The organism is Streptomyces sp. 3MP-14 (assembly GCF_006334905.2).
Lineage (GTDB): Bacteria > Actinomycetota > Actinomycetes > Streptomycetales > Streptomycetaceae > Streptomyces > Streptomyces triticirhizae.
This window is the reverse complement of record NZ_VDLZ02000009.1, coordinates 202,767-221,389: the sequence shown is the minus strand read 5'-3', so window position 1 is coordinate 221,389 and position 18,623 is coordinate 202,767. Positions and strand designations below refer to the sequence as shown.

Annotated in this window: 15 protein-coding genes; 8 read left to right on the top strand and 7 right to left on the bottom strand. The window is 74.4% G+C overall.

The genetic code is table 11. From position 1 onward, the window contains the following. The first annotated feature begins 340 nt into the window (after positions 1-340). Complete coding sequence (locus FH609_RS17020; protein ID WP_226961745.1) at positions 341-688, top strand: hypothetical protein; 348 nt, start codon at positions 341-343, stop codon at positions 686-688. 176 nt (positions 689-864) lie between these two features. On the opposite strand, the gene FH609_RS17015 is transcribed toward FH609_RS17020, so the two are convergent. Next, the gene (locus FH609_RS17015) at positions 865-1,713 is read right to left on the bottom strand and encodes a nucleotidyltransferase domain-containing protein (protein WP_193317919.1); all 849 of its coding nucleotides are present in this window, start codon (positions 1,711-1,713) and stop codon (positions 865-867) included. Between the two features lie 41 nt (positions 1,714-1,754). Beyond that, positions 1,755-2,150: a winged helix-turn-helix transcriptional regulator gene (locus FH609_RS17010; protein WP_139668403.1), complete on the bottom strand. Its 396-nt coding sequence runs from the start codon at positions 2,148-2,150 to the stop codon at positions 1,755-1,757. A 24-nt stretch (positions 2,151-2,174) separates the two neighbouring features. On the opposite strand from FH609_RS17010, the gene FH609_RS17005 reads away from it, so the two are divergent. Beyond that, positions 2,175-2,627 (top strand): YybH family protein, encoded by a 453-nt coding sequence (locus FH609_RS17005; protein WP_139668401.1) that lies wholly within the window; start codon positions 2,175-2,177, stop codon positions 2,625-2,627. A gap of 29 nt (positions 2,628-2,656) precedes the next feature. Here FH609_RS17005 and FH609_RS17000 read toward each other — a convergent pair whose 3' ends face one another. Further along, positions 2,657-3,676, bottom strand: coding sequence for a LacI family DNA-binding transcriptional regulator (locus FH609_RS17000; protein ID WP_139668399.1), 1,020 nt, complete (start codon positions 3,674-3,676; stop codon positions 2,657-2,659). Positions 3,677-3,872: 196 nt separating this feature from the next. Between FH609_RS17000 and FH609_RS16995 the strand changes: the two genes are divergently transcribed. Continuing rightward, positions 3,873-4,658 carry a ThuA domain-containing protein gene (locus FH609_RS16995; protein ID WP_226961744.1) on the top strand — a complete coding sequence of 262 codons (786 nt, stop codon included), beginning with the start codon at positions 3,873-3,875 and terminating at the stop codon, positions 4,656-4,658. 129 nt (positions 4,659-4,787) lie between these two features. Here the strand turns inward: FH609_RS16995 and FH609_RS16990 are convergent, their stop codons facing one another. Both FH609_RS16990 and FH609_RS16985 read right to left on the bottom strand, forming a co-directional pair. Further along, positions 4,788-7,970, bottom strand: a complete 3,183-nt coding sequence (locus FH609_RS16990) for a ThuA domain-containing protein (RefSeq protein ID WP_226961743.1) — start codon at positions 7,968-7,970, stop codon at positions 4,788-4,790. Positions 7,971-8,252: 282 nt separating this feature from the next. Next, positions 8,253-8,912 (bottom strand): ThuA domain-containing protein, encoded by a 660-nt coding sequence (locus tag FH609_RS16985; RefSeq protein WP_139668397.1) that lies wholly within the window; start codon positions 8,910-8,912, stop codon positions 8,253-8,255. A 218-nt stretch (positions 8,913-9,130) separates the two neighbouring features. On the opposite strand from FH609_RS16985, the gene FH609_RS16980 reads away from it, so the two are divergent. Then, positions 9,131-9,853 carry a class I SAM-dependent methyltransferase gene (locus tag FH609_RS16980; RefSeq protein ID WP_139668395.1) on the top strand — a complete coding sequence of 241 codons (723 nt, stop codon included), beginning with the start codon at positions 9,131-9,133 and terminating at the stop codon, positions 9,851-9,853. Between the two features lie 927 nt (positions 9,854-10,780). On the opposite strand, the gene FH609_RS31125 is transcribed toward FH609_RS16980, so the two are convergent. Then, positions 10,781-10,975 carry an acyl-CoA carboxylase epsilon subunit gene (locus FH609_RS31125; protein ID WP_193317918.1) on the bottom strand — a complete coding sequence of 65 codons (195 nt, stop codon included), beginning with the start codon at positions 10,973-10,975 and terminating at the stop codon, positions 10,781-10,783. A gap of 1,527 nt (positions 10,976-12,502) precedes the next feature. Beyond that, positions 12,503-14,107, bottom strand: a complete 1,605-nt coding sequence (locus FH609_RS16965; RefSeq protein ID WP_193317917.1) for an acyl-CoA carboxylase subunit beta — start codon at positions 14,105-14,107, stop codon at positions 12,503-12,505. Positions 14,108-14,262: 155 nt separating this feature from the next. Between FH609_RS16965 and FH609_RS16960 the strand changes: the two genes are divergently transcribed. From FH609_RS16960 to FH609_RS16945, 4 genes are all read left to right on the top strand, one after another. Then, positions 14,263-15,132, top strand: coding sequence for a biotin--[acetyl-CoA-carboxylase] ligase (locus FH609_RS16960; protein WP_139668388.1), 870 nt, complete (start codon positions 14,263-14,265; stop codon positions 15,130-15,132). A 226-nt stretch (positions 15,133-15,358) separates the two neighbouring features. After that, positions 15,359-16,420, top strand: a complete 1,062-nt coding sequence (locus FH609_RS16955; RefSeq protein WP_226961742.1) for an adenylate/guanylate cyclase domain-containing protein — start codon at positions 15,359-15,361, stop codon at positions 16,418-16,420. 102 nt (positions 16,421-16,522) lie between these two features. Beyond that, the gene (locus FH609_RS16950) at positions 16,523-17,338 is read left to right on the top strand and encodes an enoyl-CoA hydratase-related protein (protein WP_139668384.1); all 816 of its coding nucleotides are present in this window, start codon (positions 16,523-16,525) and stop codon (positions 17,336-17,338) included. A gap of 124 nt (positions 17,339-17,462) precedes the next feature. Further along, entirely contained in the window at positions 17,463-18,581 is a 1,119-nt protein-coding gene (locus FH609_RS16945) for a GGDEF domain-containing protein (RefSeq protein WP_139668382.1), read from the top strand. Positions 18,582-18,623 lie beyond the last annotated feature (42 nt).

Below are 18,623 nucleotides of genomic sequence, written 5' to 3'. Positions count from 1 at the left end.
CCGTTGTCGTCCGCCCCCCGTCCCGGATGCTTCGCGCAGTTCCCCGCGCCCCTCAGCGCCCACGGACCTCAGGGGCGCGGGGAACGGTCGTCGGGGCCGGAGTCGACGATGCGCCGTGGCCGCCCGTGGACCGTTGTCGTCCGCCCCCCGTCCCGGATGTTTCGCGAAGTTCCTCGCGCCCCTCAGCGCCCACGGACCTCAGGGGCGCGGGGAACGGTCGTCGGGGCCGGAGTCGACGATGCGCCGTGGCCGTCCCCGACCCGAGGCGGGCCACCACCGCAGGTCGTTCCCAGCCACGTAGTCGACGCCGACAACCGCAACTCCCGTGCAGGATGGCTCTATGTCCCAGAGGTCGGCAGCAGCCTCCGAGAGCATGGGATGCGCTCTCGCAGGCATAGGTGCAGCGATAACGGCAGTCCTGGCAGCGCCACGGGCTGAGTTCAGCTTCGACGGAGGGTTCGAGAACCATGCCCGTGATCTGGGCGTGGTGTTCGTCGAACTGCCGCTCATCGTGCTTGGGGGCGCTCTGGTTCCGCTCTTCGCCTGGATGCTGACCAAGCGATGGGTGCATCAACCCTGGCTCGCGGTCATCGCAGCCGTGCTCACGCTCTCGCTCGGGATCTTGGGAGTCTTGGAGTGGTGGACTCCCCGCCAGCATCCGGACCCTGGCTACGGCCCCGGGAGCTGATCCAATCGCAGGGAGCTTGACGGGCACCGTTGTCGTCCGCCCCCCGTCCCGGATGCTTCGCGCAGTTCCTCACGCCCCTAAGCCGCCACGGACCTCAGGGGCGCGGGGAACTGCGCGAGCAATCGGGGGTGTCCCGCACTCGACCACGCGCCGGGACCGCCCCGGACCGTTGTCGCTCACCCGGCAAGGGCCCCATTGACCTCGGTGGTCAGCCGGTCCGCCGCGTCCAGGGTGGTGGCCAGCGCAGCGACCCCGGTGCCGGGTGCGCCCAGCAGGCCATGGACGCGGGGGGCGAAGTCGACCGGCGCGCAGGGGAGTTGGCCGGTGGCGGCCACCGCCCCCTTCTCGTTGAGCAGCCACGCGCGGGCGTGCGCGTGGAGGGCCTGTGTCCACAGGCCCACCGCCCGGAAGAGGCACCCCGCGACATACGCCGCGTCGCCCCGCGCCGCGCCCTTGCGGGCGCCGGCGAGGATGAACGGCGCCTCCCAGCGGGCGTTCTCGATCAGCGCGGCCCGCAGCGGCTCCGGATAGGCGAGCCCGCGCCGCAGCGCGGCCAGTTCGCCGGTCGGGTCGGCCAGGACCCGGGCCACCGCCAACTCCCCGACGTAGGCGTGGGAGTAGACGCCGAGCGGGTGCCCGGCCTGGTGGCCGACCTCGAACCGGCCGGCCCGGCACTCGGCCAGGGCGCGGCGCACCCGGTCCAGGTCGCGGTAGATCCAGTCCACCGCCGCGCCGTTCACCGTGAGCCACGCGCCGCCGTCCACCCAGGGGCCCCAGCCGCCCGGCTCGGTCACCTCGACCTCGCCGCCCGTCGCCTCGGCGGCCAGCGCGCGCAGCGCGGCGGTGTCCAACGGCGGCCGGTAGTACAGGCCGAGGTCCCAGTCCGAGCCGGGGGAGTGCGTTCCCCGCGCCCGGCTGCCGCCCAGGCAGACCCCGACGACGCCGTCCACGGCGGCCAGTCGGTCCGCGAGCGCCGCCAACGCGTCCAGGGGTTCAGGGTGTTCCGGGTGCTCCGGCTGTTCCATGGGGCCCAGACTGCCCAACGGGCACGGCCGGCGCGAGCCGATTAGCCGGGCCGTCCCCCGGCGGGTGACGCCGGCTCCGCGCCCCAGTCCCAGAGGGCCTGGAGGACCGGGCCGAGGCGCCGGCCGTGCGGGGTCAGCCGGTAGCTGACGGTCGGCGGCCAGCCGGGCCTGCGGTCGCGGATGACGACGCCGGCGGCGGCGAGTCGGTGGAGCCGGTCGGTGAGCACCTTGTCGGAGAGCGCGGGCAGCGCGGCGGACAACTCGCGGTAGCCGAGCGGCCGTTCGGCGGCGAGCAGTTCGCGCACCACCAGGGTCGTCCACCGGCCGCGCAGGGCGGCCAGGGCGATCTCCACCGGGCAGTCGGGTCTTGGGCGTCGGGTCGCGGCCCGCGCGTCGTCCGGGAGTCCCGGGCGGTGGCGCACCGTTGGGTGAGTCACGAGGCGGCCTCCTACGGTGCCGGTATGAGCGAACGAGCAGTGGAACGAGCCGAGGCGCGGCGGGACGACGGTAGCGCGCGGTGGTCGGTGGCGCGGGAGGCGGAGCAGGTGCCGGAGGTGTTCGCGGCGCGGTTCAACGGGCCCGAGCCGGCCGCCGCCGTGGCCGGGATGTACGAACCCGAAGCGGTGTTCGTCGCCCCGGACGGCCAGGTGGCGCGGGGCGCGGCGGCGATCGCCGAGGCCAACGCCGGCTTCCTGGCGCTGCGTCGGCCGATCGCGGTCCGGCCGCGCAGCGTCACCGTGGCCGGCGAGGTGGCGTTGCTGGTCGTGGACTGGGAGTTGGCGGGCGAGGGGCCCGGCGGCCGGGTCGGCGGAACGGCGACCGACGTCGCCCGGCGCGGGCCGGACGGGATCTGGCGCTATCTGATCGACCACCCCACCGGCGGCGGGACCCTGGACGGGCCGGCAACCGGCTGAGCGGCCGAAACGCCGCGCCGCGCGGCCGGTCAGCCGCGCGGCGCCACGCTGTCGCGGACGACCAGCGTGGTCGCCAGCTCCACGCGCGGGCTCTCCAACTCCTCGCCGTTCATCAGCCGCACCAGGGTGCGCAGCGCGCTGCCGCCCATCTCCTTCAGCGGCTGGCGGACCGTGGTGAGCGCGGGCGCGACCCAGCGGGCCTCGGGCAGGTCGTCGAAGCCGACGACGCTGATGTCCTCGGGAACGCGCAGCCCGGCGCCGGCGATCGCCTCGTAGCCGCCGATCGCCATGTGGTCGGAGCAGATGAACAGGGCGGTCGGTCGGGGGCGGCGCTCCAGCAGGGCCCGCACCTGTTCGGCGCCGCTGGCCCGGTCGTAGGTGCCGTGCCGGACCAGCTCCGGGTCGACCTCCAGGCCGGCCGCCGCCATCGCCGAGCGGTAACCGGCCATCCTGGCGCGGGAGTAGAGGTGTTCCGGCGGGCCCGTGACCAGCGCGATCCGCTGGTGGCCGCGCTGGAGGAGGTGCTGGGTGGCCTCGTAGGCGCCGGCCCAGTTGGTGGTGCCGACGGACATCACGTCGGGCGGCGGGTCGCTGAGCGGGTCGATCACCACGCACGGCACCCGCGCCTGGGCCAGCCGGCCCAGCTGGTCGGGGGTGGGCTCGATCAGCCCCAACACCACGCCGGCGCTGCCGCGTTCGAGCACCCGGTCCACCCAGTCCTGCGCGCGGTGGTTGGTCGCGGAGGCGGAGGAACGGGCGACCGAGATCGCCACATGGACGCCGGCCTCGTAGGCGGCGGCCTCCATCCCGCTGGCGACGCTGGCCGGCCAGGACCCGTCGAGGCCGCTCATCACCAGGTCGACGGTGCGCACGGCGGTGGCGTCGGGCGCCGCCGTGCCGCGCCGGACGTAGTGGTGCTGGCGCAGCGCGGAGTCGACCTTGGCGCGGGTGTCGCGGGAGACGTCGTCGCGTCCGTTGAGCACCTTGGAGACGGTGGAGACGGAAACGCCCGCCATCTCGGCGATGTGTGCCAGCGTAGGGCGGGTCATACTACTCTCCGTCACGGGTCCCTGCTCTGCTGTTCTGTTCTCAGCGGTTCCGTTCTCAGCCGTTCCGTGGTCTGCCGTTTCGTGGTCTGCTGTCCCGACACCTTTCGCCTCACTGTAGCCCCCGGGTTGACGGCCCCCGCCCGTCCCTCTAGCTTCCCTACCGGTTCTTTGCGAAAACTGCCCGGCGGGATCGCCGATGACGGGAGAGCCCATGTCGTCCCAGCCCACACACCGGCCCGACCCGCTGCGGGTGGTCGTCTGGTGCGAGGGCCGGCCCGAGCGGGTGGACCCCGAGGTGGCCAGGCGGTATCCGCACGGCATGAACGGGGCCATCGCCGAGGGCGTCGAGGAGCACCTGGGCGCGCGGGTGCGGGTCACCACCGCCGATCTTGACCAGCCGGAGCACGGGCTCGACGAGGAGACGCTGGCCGCGACCGACGTGCTGACCTGGTGGGGGCAGCTGGCCCACCGGGAGGTGTCCGACGAGGTGGTCAAGCGGGTCCACCGCCGGGTCCTGGCCGGGATGGGGCTCGTGGTGCTGCACTCCGGTCATCTCTCCAAGATCTTCCGCAGGTTGCTGGGCACCTCCTGCACGCTGCGCTGGCGGGACGCCGCCGAGCGCGAGCTGGTCTGGACGGTCGATCCGACGCATCCCGTCGCCGCCGGCGTTCCGCACCCGCTGGTGATCGAGGAGCAGGAGACCTACGGCGAGTTCTTCGACATCCCCGCGCCCGACGAGCTGGTCTTCGTCAGCTCCTTCGCGGGCGGGGAGGTCTTCCGCAGCGGCTGCGCGTTCCGGCGCGGGCTGGGCCGGATCTTCTACTTCAGCCCCGGCGACCAGGCGTATCCCGTCTATCACCACCCGGACGTGCGGCGGGTGATCGCCAACGCGGTGGCCTGGGCTGCGCCCGAGGCCGTCACCGAGCCGCCCCGGCTGACGCACAGCGAGGCCGGCTGGTTCGAGAGGTCGTCCGGCGCGTGAGCGCCGGGGCGGCGCCCGCCCCGGGCCGATGCGGGGCGGGCGCCGCGCTGTGGGTCCGCACCCGAGGTGTGGCCACCCGTGCCTGCGGGTGGCCACACCGGTGGGCCGGGTGAGGCCCGTCACCGCGCCTTACGGCTCGGTGACGCCCTGACCGATGAACTCGACCCAGTTGACGTTGAGTTCACCGCTCGTCTTGACGAAGTACAGCGGCCCAGAATCGGTGAGCGAGTCGCCGCCGAGCGCGCCGGTGAAGTCCTGGTAGACCTGCCAGTCCCCGGTGGACTCCATCTCGATGGTCGCCACGGTCGGCCCGGTGTCCGGGTTCCCGGTGCGGACCTCGACCGTCGCGCCCAGCTGGTTGGTCGCCGCGCGCAGCCCGACCTCGTCGATGTTGGTGAGGTTGGTCGGCTCCCACGCCCACCAGTCGCCGTTGTCGATGTGGCCGATGTTCTTGCCGCCGCCGGCCGAGTCGCCGGTGTCCTCGACGGAGACGCCCGGGTCACCGCCGCCGCCGGCCGACTCCAGGCGCCCGGTGGCGTCGAAGTGCTCGGCCTCGCGGTGCTTGGGCTGGAGCACCAGCACCTCGGTGGTGGTGAGCGGCGGCGCGTCGCCGTTGCCCTGGTCGGTGTAGGTGACGGTCACGGTGCCGAAGATGTTGGCGCCGATGTGCCCCTCGTCGCCGGGCAGCGGGAACGTGCCGGAGCAGCCACGGTGTTGCTCGTAGCCGTGGGAGTGCTCGTCGTGGCCGAGTGCCGGCTGGACGACCACGTTCTGGCAGTCGATCTCGCCGTCCTCGGGGTCGGTCACCGTCACGTCGTAGGCGATGGTGTCGCCGAACGAGAAGAACCCGCCGTCGACCGGCCCGTTCACCGTCACCTCGGGGGCGGTGTTGCCGGAGGTGATCTCCAGGTTGGAGACGGCGGTGCGGCCGTCCGCGTCGGTCACGGTGAGCCGGGCGGTGTACTTGCCGGGATCGGTGTAGGTGTGGCTGGCGGTCGGCCCGGTGGCGTCCTCGGTGCCGTCCCCGTCGAGGTCCCAGGAGAACGTGACGTCCGAGCCGTCCGGGTCGTGCGAGCCCTCCGAGTCGAAGGCCACCTCCAGCGGCGCCGGGCCCGAGGTCCGGTCGGCCGTGATCCGGGCGACCGGGGAACGGTTGCCCTGCACGTAGTCGACCCGGTAGACGCCGGAGTCCGCGTTGTCGCCGCCGAAGCCGCTGCCCCACTCGATGACGTAGAGCGCGCCGTCGGGCCCGAACTGGAGGGCGTGCGGCCGGTTGAACGACATCTCCTCGAAGATCCGGGTCACCGAGGAGACCTGGTCGCGGCCCTCGTCGAGGGTGACCTGGAAGAGCCGGCTGTCGTTCCAGTCGGCGAAGACCACCGAACCGTCGAACTCCTCGGGCCACTTGCGGTCCGAGTCCAGCTCCGCGTCGAACTGGTAGGCGCCCGAGGTCATGGGCGCGCCGCTGCCGCCGATCTCCGGGGAGCCGGTGGTGGACTTGCCCATCCACAGCTCGGCGGGGATGGCCGGCGGCAGCTCGGCGACGCCGGTGTTGTTCGGCGAGTCGTTGACCGGCGCCGAGCAGTCGAACGTGTCACCCGAGGTGCCGGTCGCGAAGTCGTAGTCGTTGTAAGGGGTGTTGTCGCCCACGCAGTAGGGCCAGCCGTAGAAGCCGGGCTCGTTGACGATGTTCCACTCGACGCGCCCGTCCGGGCCACGGTTGGGATCGACATTGCCCGCGTCGGGTCCGTAGTCGGCGACATAGAGACCGTCCGTGGTCGGGTCGATCCCGATCCGGAACGGGTTGCGGAAGCCCATGGCGTAGATCTCGGGCCGGGTGTTCTCGGTGCCCTCGGCGAAGAGGTTGCCGTCCGGAACGGTGTAACTCCCGTCGTCCTGCGGGGTGATCCGCAGCACCTTCCCGTTGAGGGTGTTGCTGTTGGCCGAGGTGCGCTGGGCGTCCCAGGCGGCGCGGCCCTCCTGCTCGTCGATCGGCGCGTAGCCGTCCGAGGCGAACGGGTTGGTGTTGTCGCCGGTCGCGATGTACAGGTTGCCCTGGGTGTCGAACTCCAGGGCGCCGCCGGCGTGGCAGCACTCGTCGCGCTGGGTGTCGACGGTCAGCACGACCTGCTCGCTGGCCAGGTCGAGGGAGTCGCCCTCGACGGTGAACCGCGAGACCCGGTCGACCGGCTCGTCGGCGGCCGGCGAGTAGTAGAGGTAGAGCCAGCCGTTGTCGGCGAAGTCCGGGTCGAGGGCCAGGCCCAGAAGGCCGAACTCCTGCCCGGTGTAGACCGGGACGGTGCCGGCCGTCGAGGCGGCGCCGTCGGTGCCGATGACCTTCACGTCGCCCTTGCGGTCGATGTAGAAGACCCGCCCGTCCTCGGCGACGGCCAGCTCCATCGGGTTGCTGGTGTTGTCGTCGAGGGTGACCTTCTCGAAGTCCTCGGCGAGCGGCTGTTCGCCGCCGCCCGGTTCGCCCTCGCCGCCGCCGGCGTCGCCCGAGCAGTCGGCCTCGACCGCGCCGGCCGCCGTTTGGATGCCGCCCAGCAGGTGCGCCAGGAACTCCGGCTCGGCGTAGGACTCCTGGGTGTGCCCCATCCCGGTGTACCAGGCGCGGCCCGCCTCGACGTCCTGGCACCAGGAGATCGGGTGGTCCTCGCCCATGGTGCCGCCGCTGTAGCTGCCCTCGTCGAGGGTCGCCAACACATGGGCGCTCTCCCGGGGGTTGGGCGCGTAGTTGTACCACTCGTCGTGCCGCTCGAACTCGGCGGGCAGCGTGGCGGTCGAGGGGTGGTCCGGGTCCTCGACGGTGACGGTGGCCTGCTGCGGCTCGGGGTGGCCGGCGAAGTAGCCGCCGACCAGCTCGCCGTACCAGGGCCAGTCGTACTCGGTGTCGGCCGCCGCGTGCACGCCGGCGTAGCCGCCGCCGCCCGCGATGTACCGCTCGAACGCGGCCTGTTGGTCGTCGTTGAGGACGTCGCCGGTGGTGGACAGCCAGATGACCACCTCGTACTGGGCCAGCTCCTCGTCGGTGAAGACCGCCGCGTCCTCGGTGGCGGTCACGTCGAACCCGTTCTCCGCGCCGAGGGTCTCGATGGCCTCGATCCCGGCCGGGATGGAGTCGTGCCGGAACCCCTCGGTCTTGCTGAACACCAGGGCGTTGAAGGTCTCTTCGCCGTGCCCCGGGTGGGCGACGGCGACGCCGGCACCGACCGCCAGGGCGACCGCGACGGCGCCGACCCGCGCCGTCGGTCTGAGGATGCGTCTTCCGAGGGATCGCCCTCCGAAGACCTGCTTCGCTTGTGGTTTCAACACGGCTCCTCACAGGAGGTGGGGGTGGTGTGCGCTCTCCTTGCGGTTCCGGGGCGGGTCCCCGGACGTTCGGCCCCTGTGGTGCGCCGGGGCTCCCCGGAAGGGGAGCGGCCCGGTTCCCCGCGTGCGGCGGGTGCCGCGTGCGGGAAGCTCAACGGGTGGGTGGCGTGGGCGGGTTGGGCTGGTCGGGCGGGTTGGACCGGTTCCGGGTGGCCGCCGGGCGGCGGGTTGGGGGTGGCCGGCCGTTCATGGGTGCTCGGGCGTTCGTCGGCCCTCGGGTGGTCAACGGCTGGCCCACAGCAGGCCCCTCTCGACGAGGGCGCGCGCCTCGGGGACGCGCAGGTCCTCCGGGCCGTGCCCGACGGTGGAGACGAAGACCCGGCCCCGGCCGAAGCGCCGCGTCCACACGGCGGGGATGACGGCCGGCCGTTCGCGGGTCTCGTCGGGCGGGAAGGTGACGGTGGCCAGCACGTCGTTGAGTGGGTCGCCGTGCACCCAGTAGGGCGGGCTGTTCACCTCGAACGGGCCGAGGCCGGCCGCCACCGGGTGCTCGGCGTGCTCGGCCGTCGGGGTGACCAACTGGCGTCGCGGCGCCGGGACTTCGGGCACCCGTTGGCCGCCGACCAGCAGCGGGTAGCCGGGGTCCTCGCGGAAGGCGTCGACGATGCCGCCGTGCCAGCCGGCCAGCCCGGTGCCGGCGCGGACGGCGGCGGCCAGGCCCGCGCTCTCGCCGGCGGTGATGTCGCCGCCGGTCCAGCACTGGACGATCAGGTCCGTGCCCGCGAGCAACTTCTCGTCCTCGTAAGCCTCCAGGGTTTCCTCGACGAGCACATGGAAGCCGTGGGAGGTGAGGAACGGCAGAAAGAGGTTGGTGGTCTCCCTCGGCCGGTGGCCCTCCCACCCGCCTCGGACCACCAGCGCCTGCCGCCTTCCGGGAGCCATCGCCCCGCTCCATCCTCGAAAAGTTTCGAAAGAAATCGCTTCAGGTCGGAAACGATAGGAACGGCCGTGACGCCCGTCAAGACGCGGGACGGACCCGGGATGGAAAGTTTTCGAAAACCGGTCGGGGCGCCGCGCGGGAGTGCGCGGGCGTGCGCGGACCTGGGTGCTTGTGGGGGTGGTCACGGGTCCTGGGACGTGAAGGGCTAGAGTGCCCGCCCGTGACCGAACTCTCCGCCCACCTTCCCGCCCACCTTCCCGCCCACCTCCGCGCGACGGCCGACGCCTACGACGGCGTCGCCGCCCGCTACGCCGAACTCTTCCGCGACGCGCTCGACGGCCAGCCGCTGGAACGCGCGGTGCTCGCCGCGTTCGCCGACCTCGTGCGGGCCGCCGGCGGCGGAGGTGGCGAGGGCGGCGAAGGTGGCGAGGGGGGCGGTGAACGGCCGGGCCCGGTCGCCGAGTTGGGCTGCGGGCCGGGGGCCGTCACCGCGCACCTGCGGGACCTGGGTCTCGACGCCTTCGGCGTGGACCTGTCCCCCGCGATGATCGACCTCGCCCGCGAGGCGTACCCCGACCTGCGGTTCGAGGTCGGCTCCATGGACGAGCTGGACGCCCTGGGCGTGGCCGACGGCGGGCTGCGGGGCGTCGTGTCCTGGTACTCGCTGATCCACACCCCGCCGGCCGAAGTGCCCCGGTTCCTCGCCGAGTTCCGCCGCGTTCTCGTGCCCGGCGGCCTCCTCCTCCTCGGGTTCTTCGGGTCCGAGGACGAGTCCGTGACGCCCTTCGACCACAAGGTGACGACGGCCTACGGCTGGCCGCTCGACGCCCTGGCGGAACGGGCCGGGGCGGCCGGCTTCACCGAGATCGGCCGCCTCCGCCGCGAGCCGGTCGGCGAGGAACGCCGCCTTCCCCTGGGGTACCTGCTGCTGCGCGGGCGCTGACGCGCGGGGTTGGGTCCGGCGTCGCTTAACGGGGAGCCTCGAACGCGAGCCTGGGGTTGGAGGCGGGCGGCTGGGGTGAGGGTGTAGAGGGCTTCGAAGCCGGCCTGCCGGTGCCGGGTGCGTGTCGAACGCGTCCCCAGAGCACGCCGTGGGTGTCGCGGTCGGCGGCGGTCTTGTCGGCGTAGCGGTGCCGGCGAGATCGGGCCGGAGTAGCACGCGGGATACGGTGACCTCCTCGCCGGCCCAGTGGGTGGCGGGGCGGGCCGATGGTGGGTGCGGGGTTTTTCCGCGCGCCGGTGGCCGGTGCGGGTAAGCCCGACTGGTCGCCGTCGGTCGACGAGACGCGCCACGGGGTGGAGGCTCTGGTGCGGACCACGACGCCGGCCTACGTGGCGCACGATCGGCCGGGTGCGGGCGTAACGAATGGCTGCGATGGGCTAACTGGGAAGGGGAGGGCGGTCTTCCGAGGCGTGGGTTCGTTGTCGCAGAGGGCGGTGGGTGATGCGGTGCGTGCCCTCCGGGCGCAGGGACCGCGCCGAGTTCGAGGGACGACCGGCCGGTGGGGGCGTACGTGGCGCGCACCGGCTTCGCCGGCCTGCCACGGCGCATGGCCCGTCTCGGATGTGACGACGCGTCGGACGACTCACGGCGCCGGTGCCGGTCCTGGGCTCAGACGGGCGGTGGATGGTGCGTTCTGCCAACGACCACGCTGCCGCGCGAACAACGCCTGCCGTCCTGGTAGTCCGCGCCCTGCCGACTTCCAGGCGGGGGGCCTCCTTTCCTGGGTGCCCGTCTGGAAGTGAACAGTTCGTTCGACAACCGAGGCTCGCACGGTTCACCCGGCCGACCAGGACGTCTCGTTGGGATCTTCGTGGAGCCGCGCCCCCGCTGCCGGCTGGACGGGGGCGCTTTGTCGGCTTCCTATCCTCAGCCCGGCCAGAAGCTGGTGCGCCAGGCGTGCGGGCCCGGCGCGGGGAGCGGGCGCGGCGGCCTGGGCGCCGCCCAGGCGTTCGCCCGCGCCGGCTCGGGCGCCGCCGCGCGCCCGCGCAACGCCGCCAGCGTCGCGGCGATGGCGGCGGCCAGTTCCTCGGGCGTGGGATTGCCCCGAACCACAGTGATCACAACGGGTCCCTCCTGACGGTTACCTGTGCACCTGTGAACGCGCGAGAGCGAAAGCGGCCCGCTGACGCGGGTCCCCCGGCCTCCGGCCGAACATCCTGATCCCCGGCGAACTCGGCCGACGACCCAACGGCCACCGGGTCCTTGGCCCCGCCCCGGCCGGCCGACCCGGCCGCCAGCCCGCATCGGCGACCGGGTCGGCCGGCCGCAAGGCAGCCCCCGGCCCCGGCCGGGCCGCGCCACCACCCAACTCGGTGGGAAGGCCGCTGGCCGCGAGGCCATGCCCGCCCTGGGCCGGCAGGCCACCCACCAGCATCCGGCCACGCGCGGCGACCACCCCGCCACCACCACCGACCCGTCCGGCCGCCAGCCCGGCACGCCTCCCGGCGACCGGGCCGCCACGCCATCCGCCGGCCGCAGGCCCGCCGGCCCTGGCGGCCAGCCAGTCCGCACCGGCGACCGGGCCAGCCCGGCCGTCCGGCCGCAGTGCCACCGGCCCTGAGCGCCAAGCCGCCAAGCCGCCAAGCGTCCGGCCGAACTGCCGGTCGCAGCCCGCCCGTCCACCAGACCGGCCGCCAGGCCCACTTGCCGGCCGCAGGTCCGCCGCCCTCGGCGGCCAGCCTGCCACCACCACCGGCCCGTTCGGCCGGCACACCGCCGGCCGGAGGCCCCGGTGACCGGGTCGCCGGGCCCATCCGCTGGCCGCAGGCCCGCAGGCCCGCAGGCCCTGAGCGCCAAGCCGCCAAGCTGCCAAGCCTCCGGCCGAACTGCACCCGCCGCCCCGGCGGTACTCCCGGCCCAGGCCACCCTGGCTCCGGCCGCAGCCCGCCGGCCCGTCCGTCCAGCAGACCGGTCGCGCTGCCGGCCGCCAGGCCCATACGCCCGCCGCAGGTCCGACGTCCTCGGCGGCCAGCCAGTCGGCACCGGTGACCGGGCCAGCCCGGCCCGCCGGCCGCCAAGCCTCCGGCCGAACTGCGGCCGCAGGCGATCCCGCCGGTCGCAGGCCGCCCCTGTCCCCCGGCGGCACTGCCGGCCACCAGGCCCACCGGCCCCGGCCGGGCCGCCAGACTGGCCGAACTGCCGCCCGGCCGCCACGCCATCCGCTGGCCGCGGGCCCACCGGCCCGGGCGCCAAGCCCCCGGCCCCGCCGAACTCCCGCCGGCCCGGCGCCACGCCCCCGGCCGCCGGGCCATCCCCGGCCCTGCCGAACCCCCGGCCGCCAGGCAGAAACGGCCCGCCGGCCTCCGGCCGCACCGCCGGCCGCAGGCCCACCGCCCCCGGCCGCCAGGCCGGCACGCCTCCCGGCCGCCAGGCCGAAACGGCCCCCCGGCCGCCAGGCCGGCACGCCTCCCGGCCGCCAGGCCACCGCCCCCGGCCTCCGGCCGAAACGGCCCCCCGGCCGCCAGGCCGAAACGGCCCCCCGGCCGCCAGGCCGAAACACCCCCCGGCCTCCGGCCGAACCCCCGGCCGCCAGGCCGGGCAGCCGGCCGGCCCGCAGGGCCGGGCGTCCCCGAAAGCCCAACGGCAGTGTCACAGCGGGATGTTGCCATGCTTCTTCGGCGGCAGCTGCGCCCGCTTCCCCCGCAGCGCGCGCAGCCCACGCACGATGTGCCGCCGGGTGTCGGACGGCGCGATCACCGCGTCCACATAGCCGCGTTCGGCCGCGACATACGGGTTGAGCAGCGTCGCCTCGTACTCGGCGGTCAGCCGGGCCCGTTCGGCCTCCCGCTCGGGGCCCTCCTCGATGGCGGCCAGCGTTCGGCGGTGAACGATGTTGACCGCGCCCTGAGCGCCCATGACCGCGATCTGCGCGGTGGGCCAGGCCAGGTTGAGGTCGGCGCCCAGGTGCTTGGAGCCCATCACGTCGTAGGCGCCGCCGAACGCCTTCCGCGTGATCACCGTGATCAGCGGCACCGTGGCCTCCGCGTAGGCGAAGATCAGCTTGGCGCCGCGCCGGATGATGCCCTGGAACTCCTGCTCGGTGCCGGGCAGGAAGCCGGGCACGTCGACGAAGGTCAGCACCGGGATGTTGAACGCGTCGCAGGTGCGCACGAAGCGGGCCGCCTTCTCGGAGGCGTGGATGTCCAGGCAACCGGCGAACCGCATCGGCTGGTTGGCGACGATCCCCACCGAGTGGCCCTCGACCCGGCCGAAGCCGGTGACGATGTTGGGCGCGAACAGCGGCTGGGTCTCCAGGAACTCGCCGTCGTCCAGCACCCGTTCGATGACCTCGTGCATGTCGTACGGCTGGTGGTCGAAGTCGGGGATCAGCGCGTCGAGTTCGGCGTCGTCCTCGGTCACCTCGGTGACGTCGCCCGGCTCGGGCCCGGCGTCGGCCGGCAGGACCGGCGGCTCGCTGAGGTTGTTGGACGGCAGGTAGGACAGCAGCGCCCGGACGAACTCGACGGCGTCCTTCTCGTCCCCGGCCATCTGGTGGGCGACGCCGGAACGGGTGTTGTGGGTGCGGGCGCCGCCCAGCTCCTCGAAGCCGACCTCCTCGCCGGTCACCGTTCTGATCACATCGGGACCGGTGATGAACATGTGTGAGGTCTGATCGACCATCACCGTAAAGTCCGTGATCGCCGGCGAGTAGACCGCGCCGCCCGCGCAGGGCCCCATGATCAACGAGATCTGCGGCACCACCCCGGAGGCGTGCACGTTCCTGCGGAAGATCTCCGCGAACAGCCCGAGCGCCGCCACGCCCTCCTGGATGCGGGCCCCGCCGCCGTCGTTGATCCCGATCACCGGGCAGCCGGTCTTCAGCGCGAAGTCCATCACCTTGACGATCTTCTCGCCGTAGACCTCGCCCAGCGAGCCGCCGAAGACCGTGAAGTCCTGCGAGTAGACGCAGACCGGGCGGCCGTCCACCGTGCCGTAGCCGGTGACCACCCCGTCGCCCAGCGGCCGGTTGGCGTCCATCCCGAAGGCCGTGGAGCGGTGCCGCGCGAACTCGTCCAGCTCGGTGAACGAGCCCTCGTCCAGCAGGAGTTCGATCCGTTCCCTGGCCGTCAGCTTGCCCTTGGCGTGCTGGCGTTCCACGGCCCGCGCCGAGCCGGCGTGGGTCGCCTCGCTCACGCGCCGGCGGAACGCGGCGATCTTGCCGGCGGTACCGGTGACCTCGGGTTCGGCCTCCACGCGGGTCCTCCTCGTGCTTGCTCGTGCCCCTCGTCCGGCCAGGCCAGGGGCCCGCCGGGCGGCGAACGTACGGCGTTCGGCTACCGCAGCGTAGGTTAACGGGCCCGGCCGCCGACCGTGGGTGCGACGTTGGTCACCGCAATAGGCTGACGACCATGAGCACATCTCCCGGCCGCTGGTCCGACCTCGACCGCCCCCCGCTGCGCGCCGAAGCGCTGCGCTCCGCGCTGATCCGCCCCGGCGGCCTGTGGACCCGGCTGCGGGTGGTGGAGACGACGGGATCGACCAACGCGGACCTCGCGGCCGCTGCCGCCGCCGGCGAGGCGGCGCCCGGCGAGGTGCTGGTCGCGGAGGAACAGACCAGCGGGAAGGGCAGGTTGGGGCGCGGCTGGAGCGCGCCGGCGCGCTCCGGGCTGTTCTTCTCGGTGCTGCTCGACCCCGGTCCCGAGGTGCCGGCCGAGCGGCTGCCCTGGCTGCCGCTGCTGGCCGGCGTGGCGGTGGCCGGCGCGCTGTCCCGCGCGGCCGGCGTGGACACGGCGCTCAAGTGGCCCAACGACGTGCTGGTCACGGTCGAGGGCGAGGAGCGGAAGCTGGGCGGCATCCTCGCCGAGCGGACGCCGACCGGCGCCGTGGTGCTGGGCGTGGGCCTCAACGTCTCGCTGCGCGCCGACGAGCTGCCGGTGCCCGGCGCCGGCTCGTTGACGTTGGCCGGCGCCGCAGGCACCGACCGCGACCCGCTGCTGCGCGCGGTGCTCCGCTCGTTGGACGCCTGGTATACCGGCTGGGTGGCGGCCGGCGGCGACCCGGCGACCGGCGGCGACCCGGCCGTGGGCCCGGTCCGCGACGCCTACGCCGCCGGCTGCGCGACGCTGGGCCGCGCGGTGCGGGCCGAGCTGCCGGGCGGCGGGGAGCTGCGCGGCACGGCCGTGGCGCTGGACGGCGAGGGCCGGCTGGTCATCCAGGAAGCGGACGGCGCCCGTCGCCCGGTCGGGGCCGGTGACATCGTGCACCTCCGGGCGACGTGACTCAGGGCACACCTGCCGTAGGGTTGGTGGTCGGGGACCCCGGTTGCTCCTCGGGGGGCCGGGGGAGACGGATCGTCCCCGGTCGCCGGGGGTGTGCGGCGGGGGTCCCGTGAGTACCCGAGCACCACAGGACCGCGCCAGCGGGGCGCGGCGAAGCGGAACGGTAGGACAGTGCGCGACGTAGGGAATGCCCCACTCCCCGCGAGTCTCCCCGCGAGGCCGGGCGGTGACCGTGGCCGGGTCTGACCCTGGTCCGCCAGAGCCTGCCGAGGGCGAGGACCCCCTCGCGTTGCGCATCGAGCAGTTGATCCTCGGCGCCGAGCGGCAGTACACCCCGTTCCAGGCGGCGCGGGCCGCCGGCGTTCCGATGGATCTGGCGTCCCGGTTCTGGCGCGCGATGGGCTTCCCCGACATCGGCCAGGCCAAGGCGCTGACCGAGGCCGACGTGCTGGCGCTGCGGCGGCTGGCGGGCCTGGTGGAGGCCGGGCTGTTGAGCGAGCCGATGGCGATCCAGGTGGCGCGGTCCACCGGGCAGACCACGGCGCGGCTGGCTGACTGGCAGATCGACTCGTTCCTGGAGGGCCTGACCGAGCCGCCGGAGCCGGGGATGACCAGGACCGAGGTGGCCTATCCGCTGGTCGAGCTGCTGCTGCCGGAGTTGCAGGAGTTCCTGGTCTATGTGTGGCGCCGGCAGCTGGCGGCGGCGACCGGCCGGGTGGTGCAGGCGCAGGACGACGTGGAGATGGTGGATCGCAGGCTGGCCGTCGGCTTCGCCGACCTGGTCGGCTTCACGCGGCTGACCAGGCGGCTTGAGGAGGAGCAACTCGGCGAGCTGGTCGAGGCGTTCGAGACCACGGCCGCCGACCAGGTGGCCGCGCACGGCGGGCGGCTGATCAAGACGCTGGGCGACGAGGTGCTGTTCGCCGCCGACGACGCGGGCACGGCCGCCGAGATCGGGCTGCGGCTGGTGGAGACCCTCGGCGAGGACGCGACGATGCCGGAGCTGCGGGTGGGGATCGCGTTCGGCACGGTGACGACGCGGATGGGCGACGTCTTCGGGAACACGGTGAACCTGGCGAGCCGGCTGACCTCGATAGCGCCCAAGGACATGGTGCTGGTGGACGGCGCGCTGCGCGAGGAGCTGACGGGCGCCGGGCTGGCGCCGCGTTCGGAGAAGGCGGCGGCTGACGCGGGGAACGGGTTCCGGTTCGCGCTCCAGCCGCTCTACCAGCGGCCGGTGCGGGGGCTCGGCATCGTGGAGCCGTGGCTGCTGACCCGCAGGGAGTGAACGGGCCGGGCGGTGGCTGGGGGCGTGGCCCGGCGGTGGCGGTGGCGCCCGGGCGTCGCGGGGGCGTGGCCCGGCGGGGCGCGGGGGCCGATAATGCCGCCCATGGTCGAGGAGCGGGTTGAGCGGTACGGGGAGTGGATCGAGCTGCGGCGCGACGCGGAGACGCGGGTCGCGACGCTGCTGCTGGACCGGCCGGAGGCGATGAACGCGCTCTCCGCCGAGCTGGCGGCGCGGCTCGCGGAGGCGTGCGCGGCGCTGGCCGCCGACCGCGTGACGCGGGCGGTGGTGCTGGCCTCCACGCACGAGCGGGCGTTCTGCGTGGGCGCCGACCTCAAGGAGCGGAACCAGCTGGACGACGCGGGGCTGCGGCGGCAGCGGCGGGTGCTGCGGGCCGCCTTCGGCGGGCTGCTGGCGCTGCCGATGCCGGTGATCGCGGCGGTGCGGGGCTATGCGCTGGGCGGCGGCTACGAACTGGCGCTCAGCTGCGACCTGATCGTCGCGGATGAGGGCGCGGTGGTCGGGCTGCCGGAGGTCTCCGTCGGGGTGCTGCCGGGCGGCGGCGGGACGCAGCTGCTGCCGCGCCGCGTCGGGGCGGCCAGGGCCGCCGAGTTGATCTTCACGGCGCGGCGGGTGCCGGCGGCCGAGGCGCTGGAGCTGGGCATGGTGGACCGGCTGGCGGCGGCCGGGGCCGAGCGGGCGGAGGCGCTGGAGCTGGCCGGTCGGATCGCCGCGCACTCTCCGGTGGGCGTGCGGGCCGCCAAGCGCGCGCTGCGGCTGGGCCACGGGCAGGACCTGGCCACCGGCCTGGAGATCGAGGACGCGGCCTGGAACGAGGTGGCGTTCTCCGCCGACCGCGTCGAGGGCGTCGCCGCGTTCAACGAGCGCCGCACCCCCGACTGGCCGGGCCTGGACGGCTGAGCCCCGGGGACCGGACGGCTGAACCTCCCCGAACCGGGCGGCTGAACCTCCCGGAACCGTTCGCAAAGCGGACAGGGAGTAGCTGAAGGTAACAAAGCGGGGGAACGCGCCCTAGCCTGGCTGCATGGCTGAGCAGAGGCTGTGGGCGGTGGTCGATCTGGCGCGCGGGATGGCCGCCGAGCGCGGGCTCGCGGAGGCCGCACGCGCCGGCGCGGAGCGGGCGTTGCGCGCCCTGGACGGCTCCTTCGCGGCGATATCCGTGCGGGAGCGCGAGACCGGGCGGGCCGGCACCACCCGGCTGCGGGTGCTGGTCAACGTGGGGGAGCTGGCCAGGGGCGAGGAGCCGTTCCCCGAGGCGGAGTTCCGGGCCGGGGAGGTGGGGCTCAGGCCGGCGGGGGAGCGGGCGGTGCTGACGGAGGCGGGCGGCGCCGGCCCGGAGGCCGACTGGCTGCGGGCGCGGGGGCGCGGCTGTGCGCTGGTGGTGCCGATCCTGGTGCACGGCGGGGTGTGGGGCGAGCTGGTGATCGCCAGGGGGCGCGAGGAACCGGCCTTCACCACCGAGGAGTTGGCGTTCGCGCCGGCGCTCGCCGCCGTGCTGGCCGCCGGGCTCGCGCAGTACGAACGGCTGGTGGAGATACGCAGGTTGGCGTTCACCGACGCGCTGACGGGGCTGGCCAACCGGCGCGCCGTCGACCACGCGCTGGCCGAGGCGCTGCGCGGCCACCGGGAGCGGGGCGCGGTGCTCACCCTGGTGGTCTGCGATGTCAACGGGCTCAAGCGCGTCAACGACACCCATGGCCACGCGGTGGGGGACCGGCTGCTGATCCGGTTCGCCGGCGTGCTCTCCCGGGCCGCCGAGCGGCTGCCGGGGGCCCTGGCCGCCCGGCTGGGCGGGGACGAGTTCTGCCTGTTGGCGGTGGACGCCGACCCGGCCGAGGTGGAACGGGCGGCCGCCGAGGTCTGCCGGGGCGCCGCGGCGCTTGAGTTGAGCGAGGGCGTGGCCTGCGGCGTCGCCTCCACCGTCGCGGTGCCGGGGCGGCTGCGCTCGGGGCGGCGGCTGTTCCGGCTGGCCGACGCGGCGCAGTACCGGGCCAAGGCGGCCCGTTCGCCGGCGCCGGTGGTGGCCGGGCGCGGCGACTGGGAGCGGGTGGTGGCGCTGGCCGGCGGCCCGGGCGGCGCCGAACGCCGGGCGTTCCGGGGCCGCCACCGGCCGCCGGTGCCGGACCGGCGGGGGAACCCGTGAGCCGGCCCGTTCCGTGGTCAACCGATTCACTCTTCTAGGCTC

Coding starts and splice junctions, on each gene's coding strand:
- FH609_RS16950 (WP_139668384.1), top strand. CDS start 16,523: ATGGTCGAGGAGCGGGTTGAGCGGTACGGGGAGTGGATCGAGCTGCGG.
- FH609_RS16960 (WP_139668388.1), top strand. CDS start 14,263: ATGAGCACATCTCCCGGCCGCTGGTCCGACCTCGACCGCCCCCCGCTG.
- FH609_RS16985 (WP_139668397.1), bottom strand. CDS start 8,912: ATGGCTCCCGGAAGGCGGCAGGCGCTGGTGGTCCGAGGCGGGTGGGAG.
- FH609_RS17005 (WP_139668401.1), top strand. CDS start 2,175: ATGAGCGAACGAGCAGTGGAACGAGCCGAGGCGCGGCGGGACGACGGT.
- FH609_RS17000 (WP_139668399.1), bottom strand. CDS start 3,676: ATGACCCGCCCTACGCTGGCACACATCGCCGAGATGGCGGGCGTTTCC.
- FH609_RS16995 (WP_226961744.1), top strand. CDS start 3,873: ATGACGGGAGAGCCCATGTCGTCCCAGCCCACACACCGGCCCGACCCG.
- FH609_RS17020 (WP_226961745.1), top strand. CDS start 341: ATGTCCCAGAGGTCGGCAGCAGCCTCCGAGAGCATGGGATGCGCTCTC.
- FH609_RS16945 (WP_139668382.1), top strand. CDS start 17,463: ATGGCTGAGCAGAGGCTGTGGGCGGTGGTCGATCTGGCGCGCGGGATG.
- FH609_RS17015 (WP_193317919.1), bottom strand. CDS start 1,713: ATGGAACAGCCGGAGCACCCGGAACACCCTGAACCCCTGGACGCGTTG.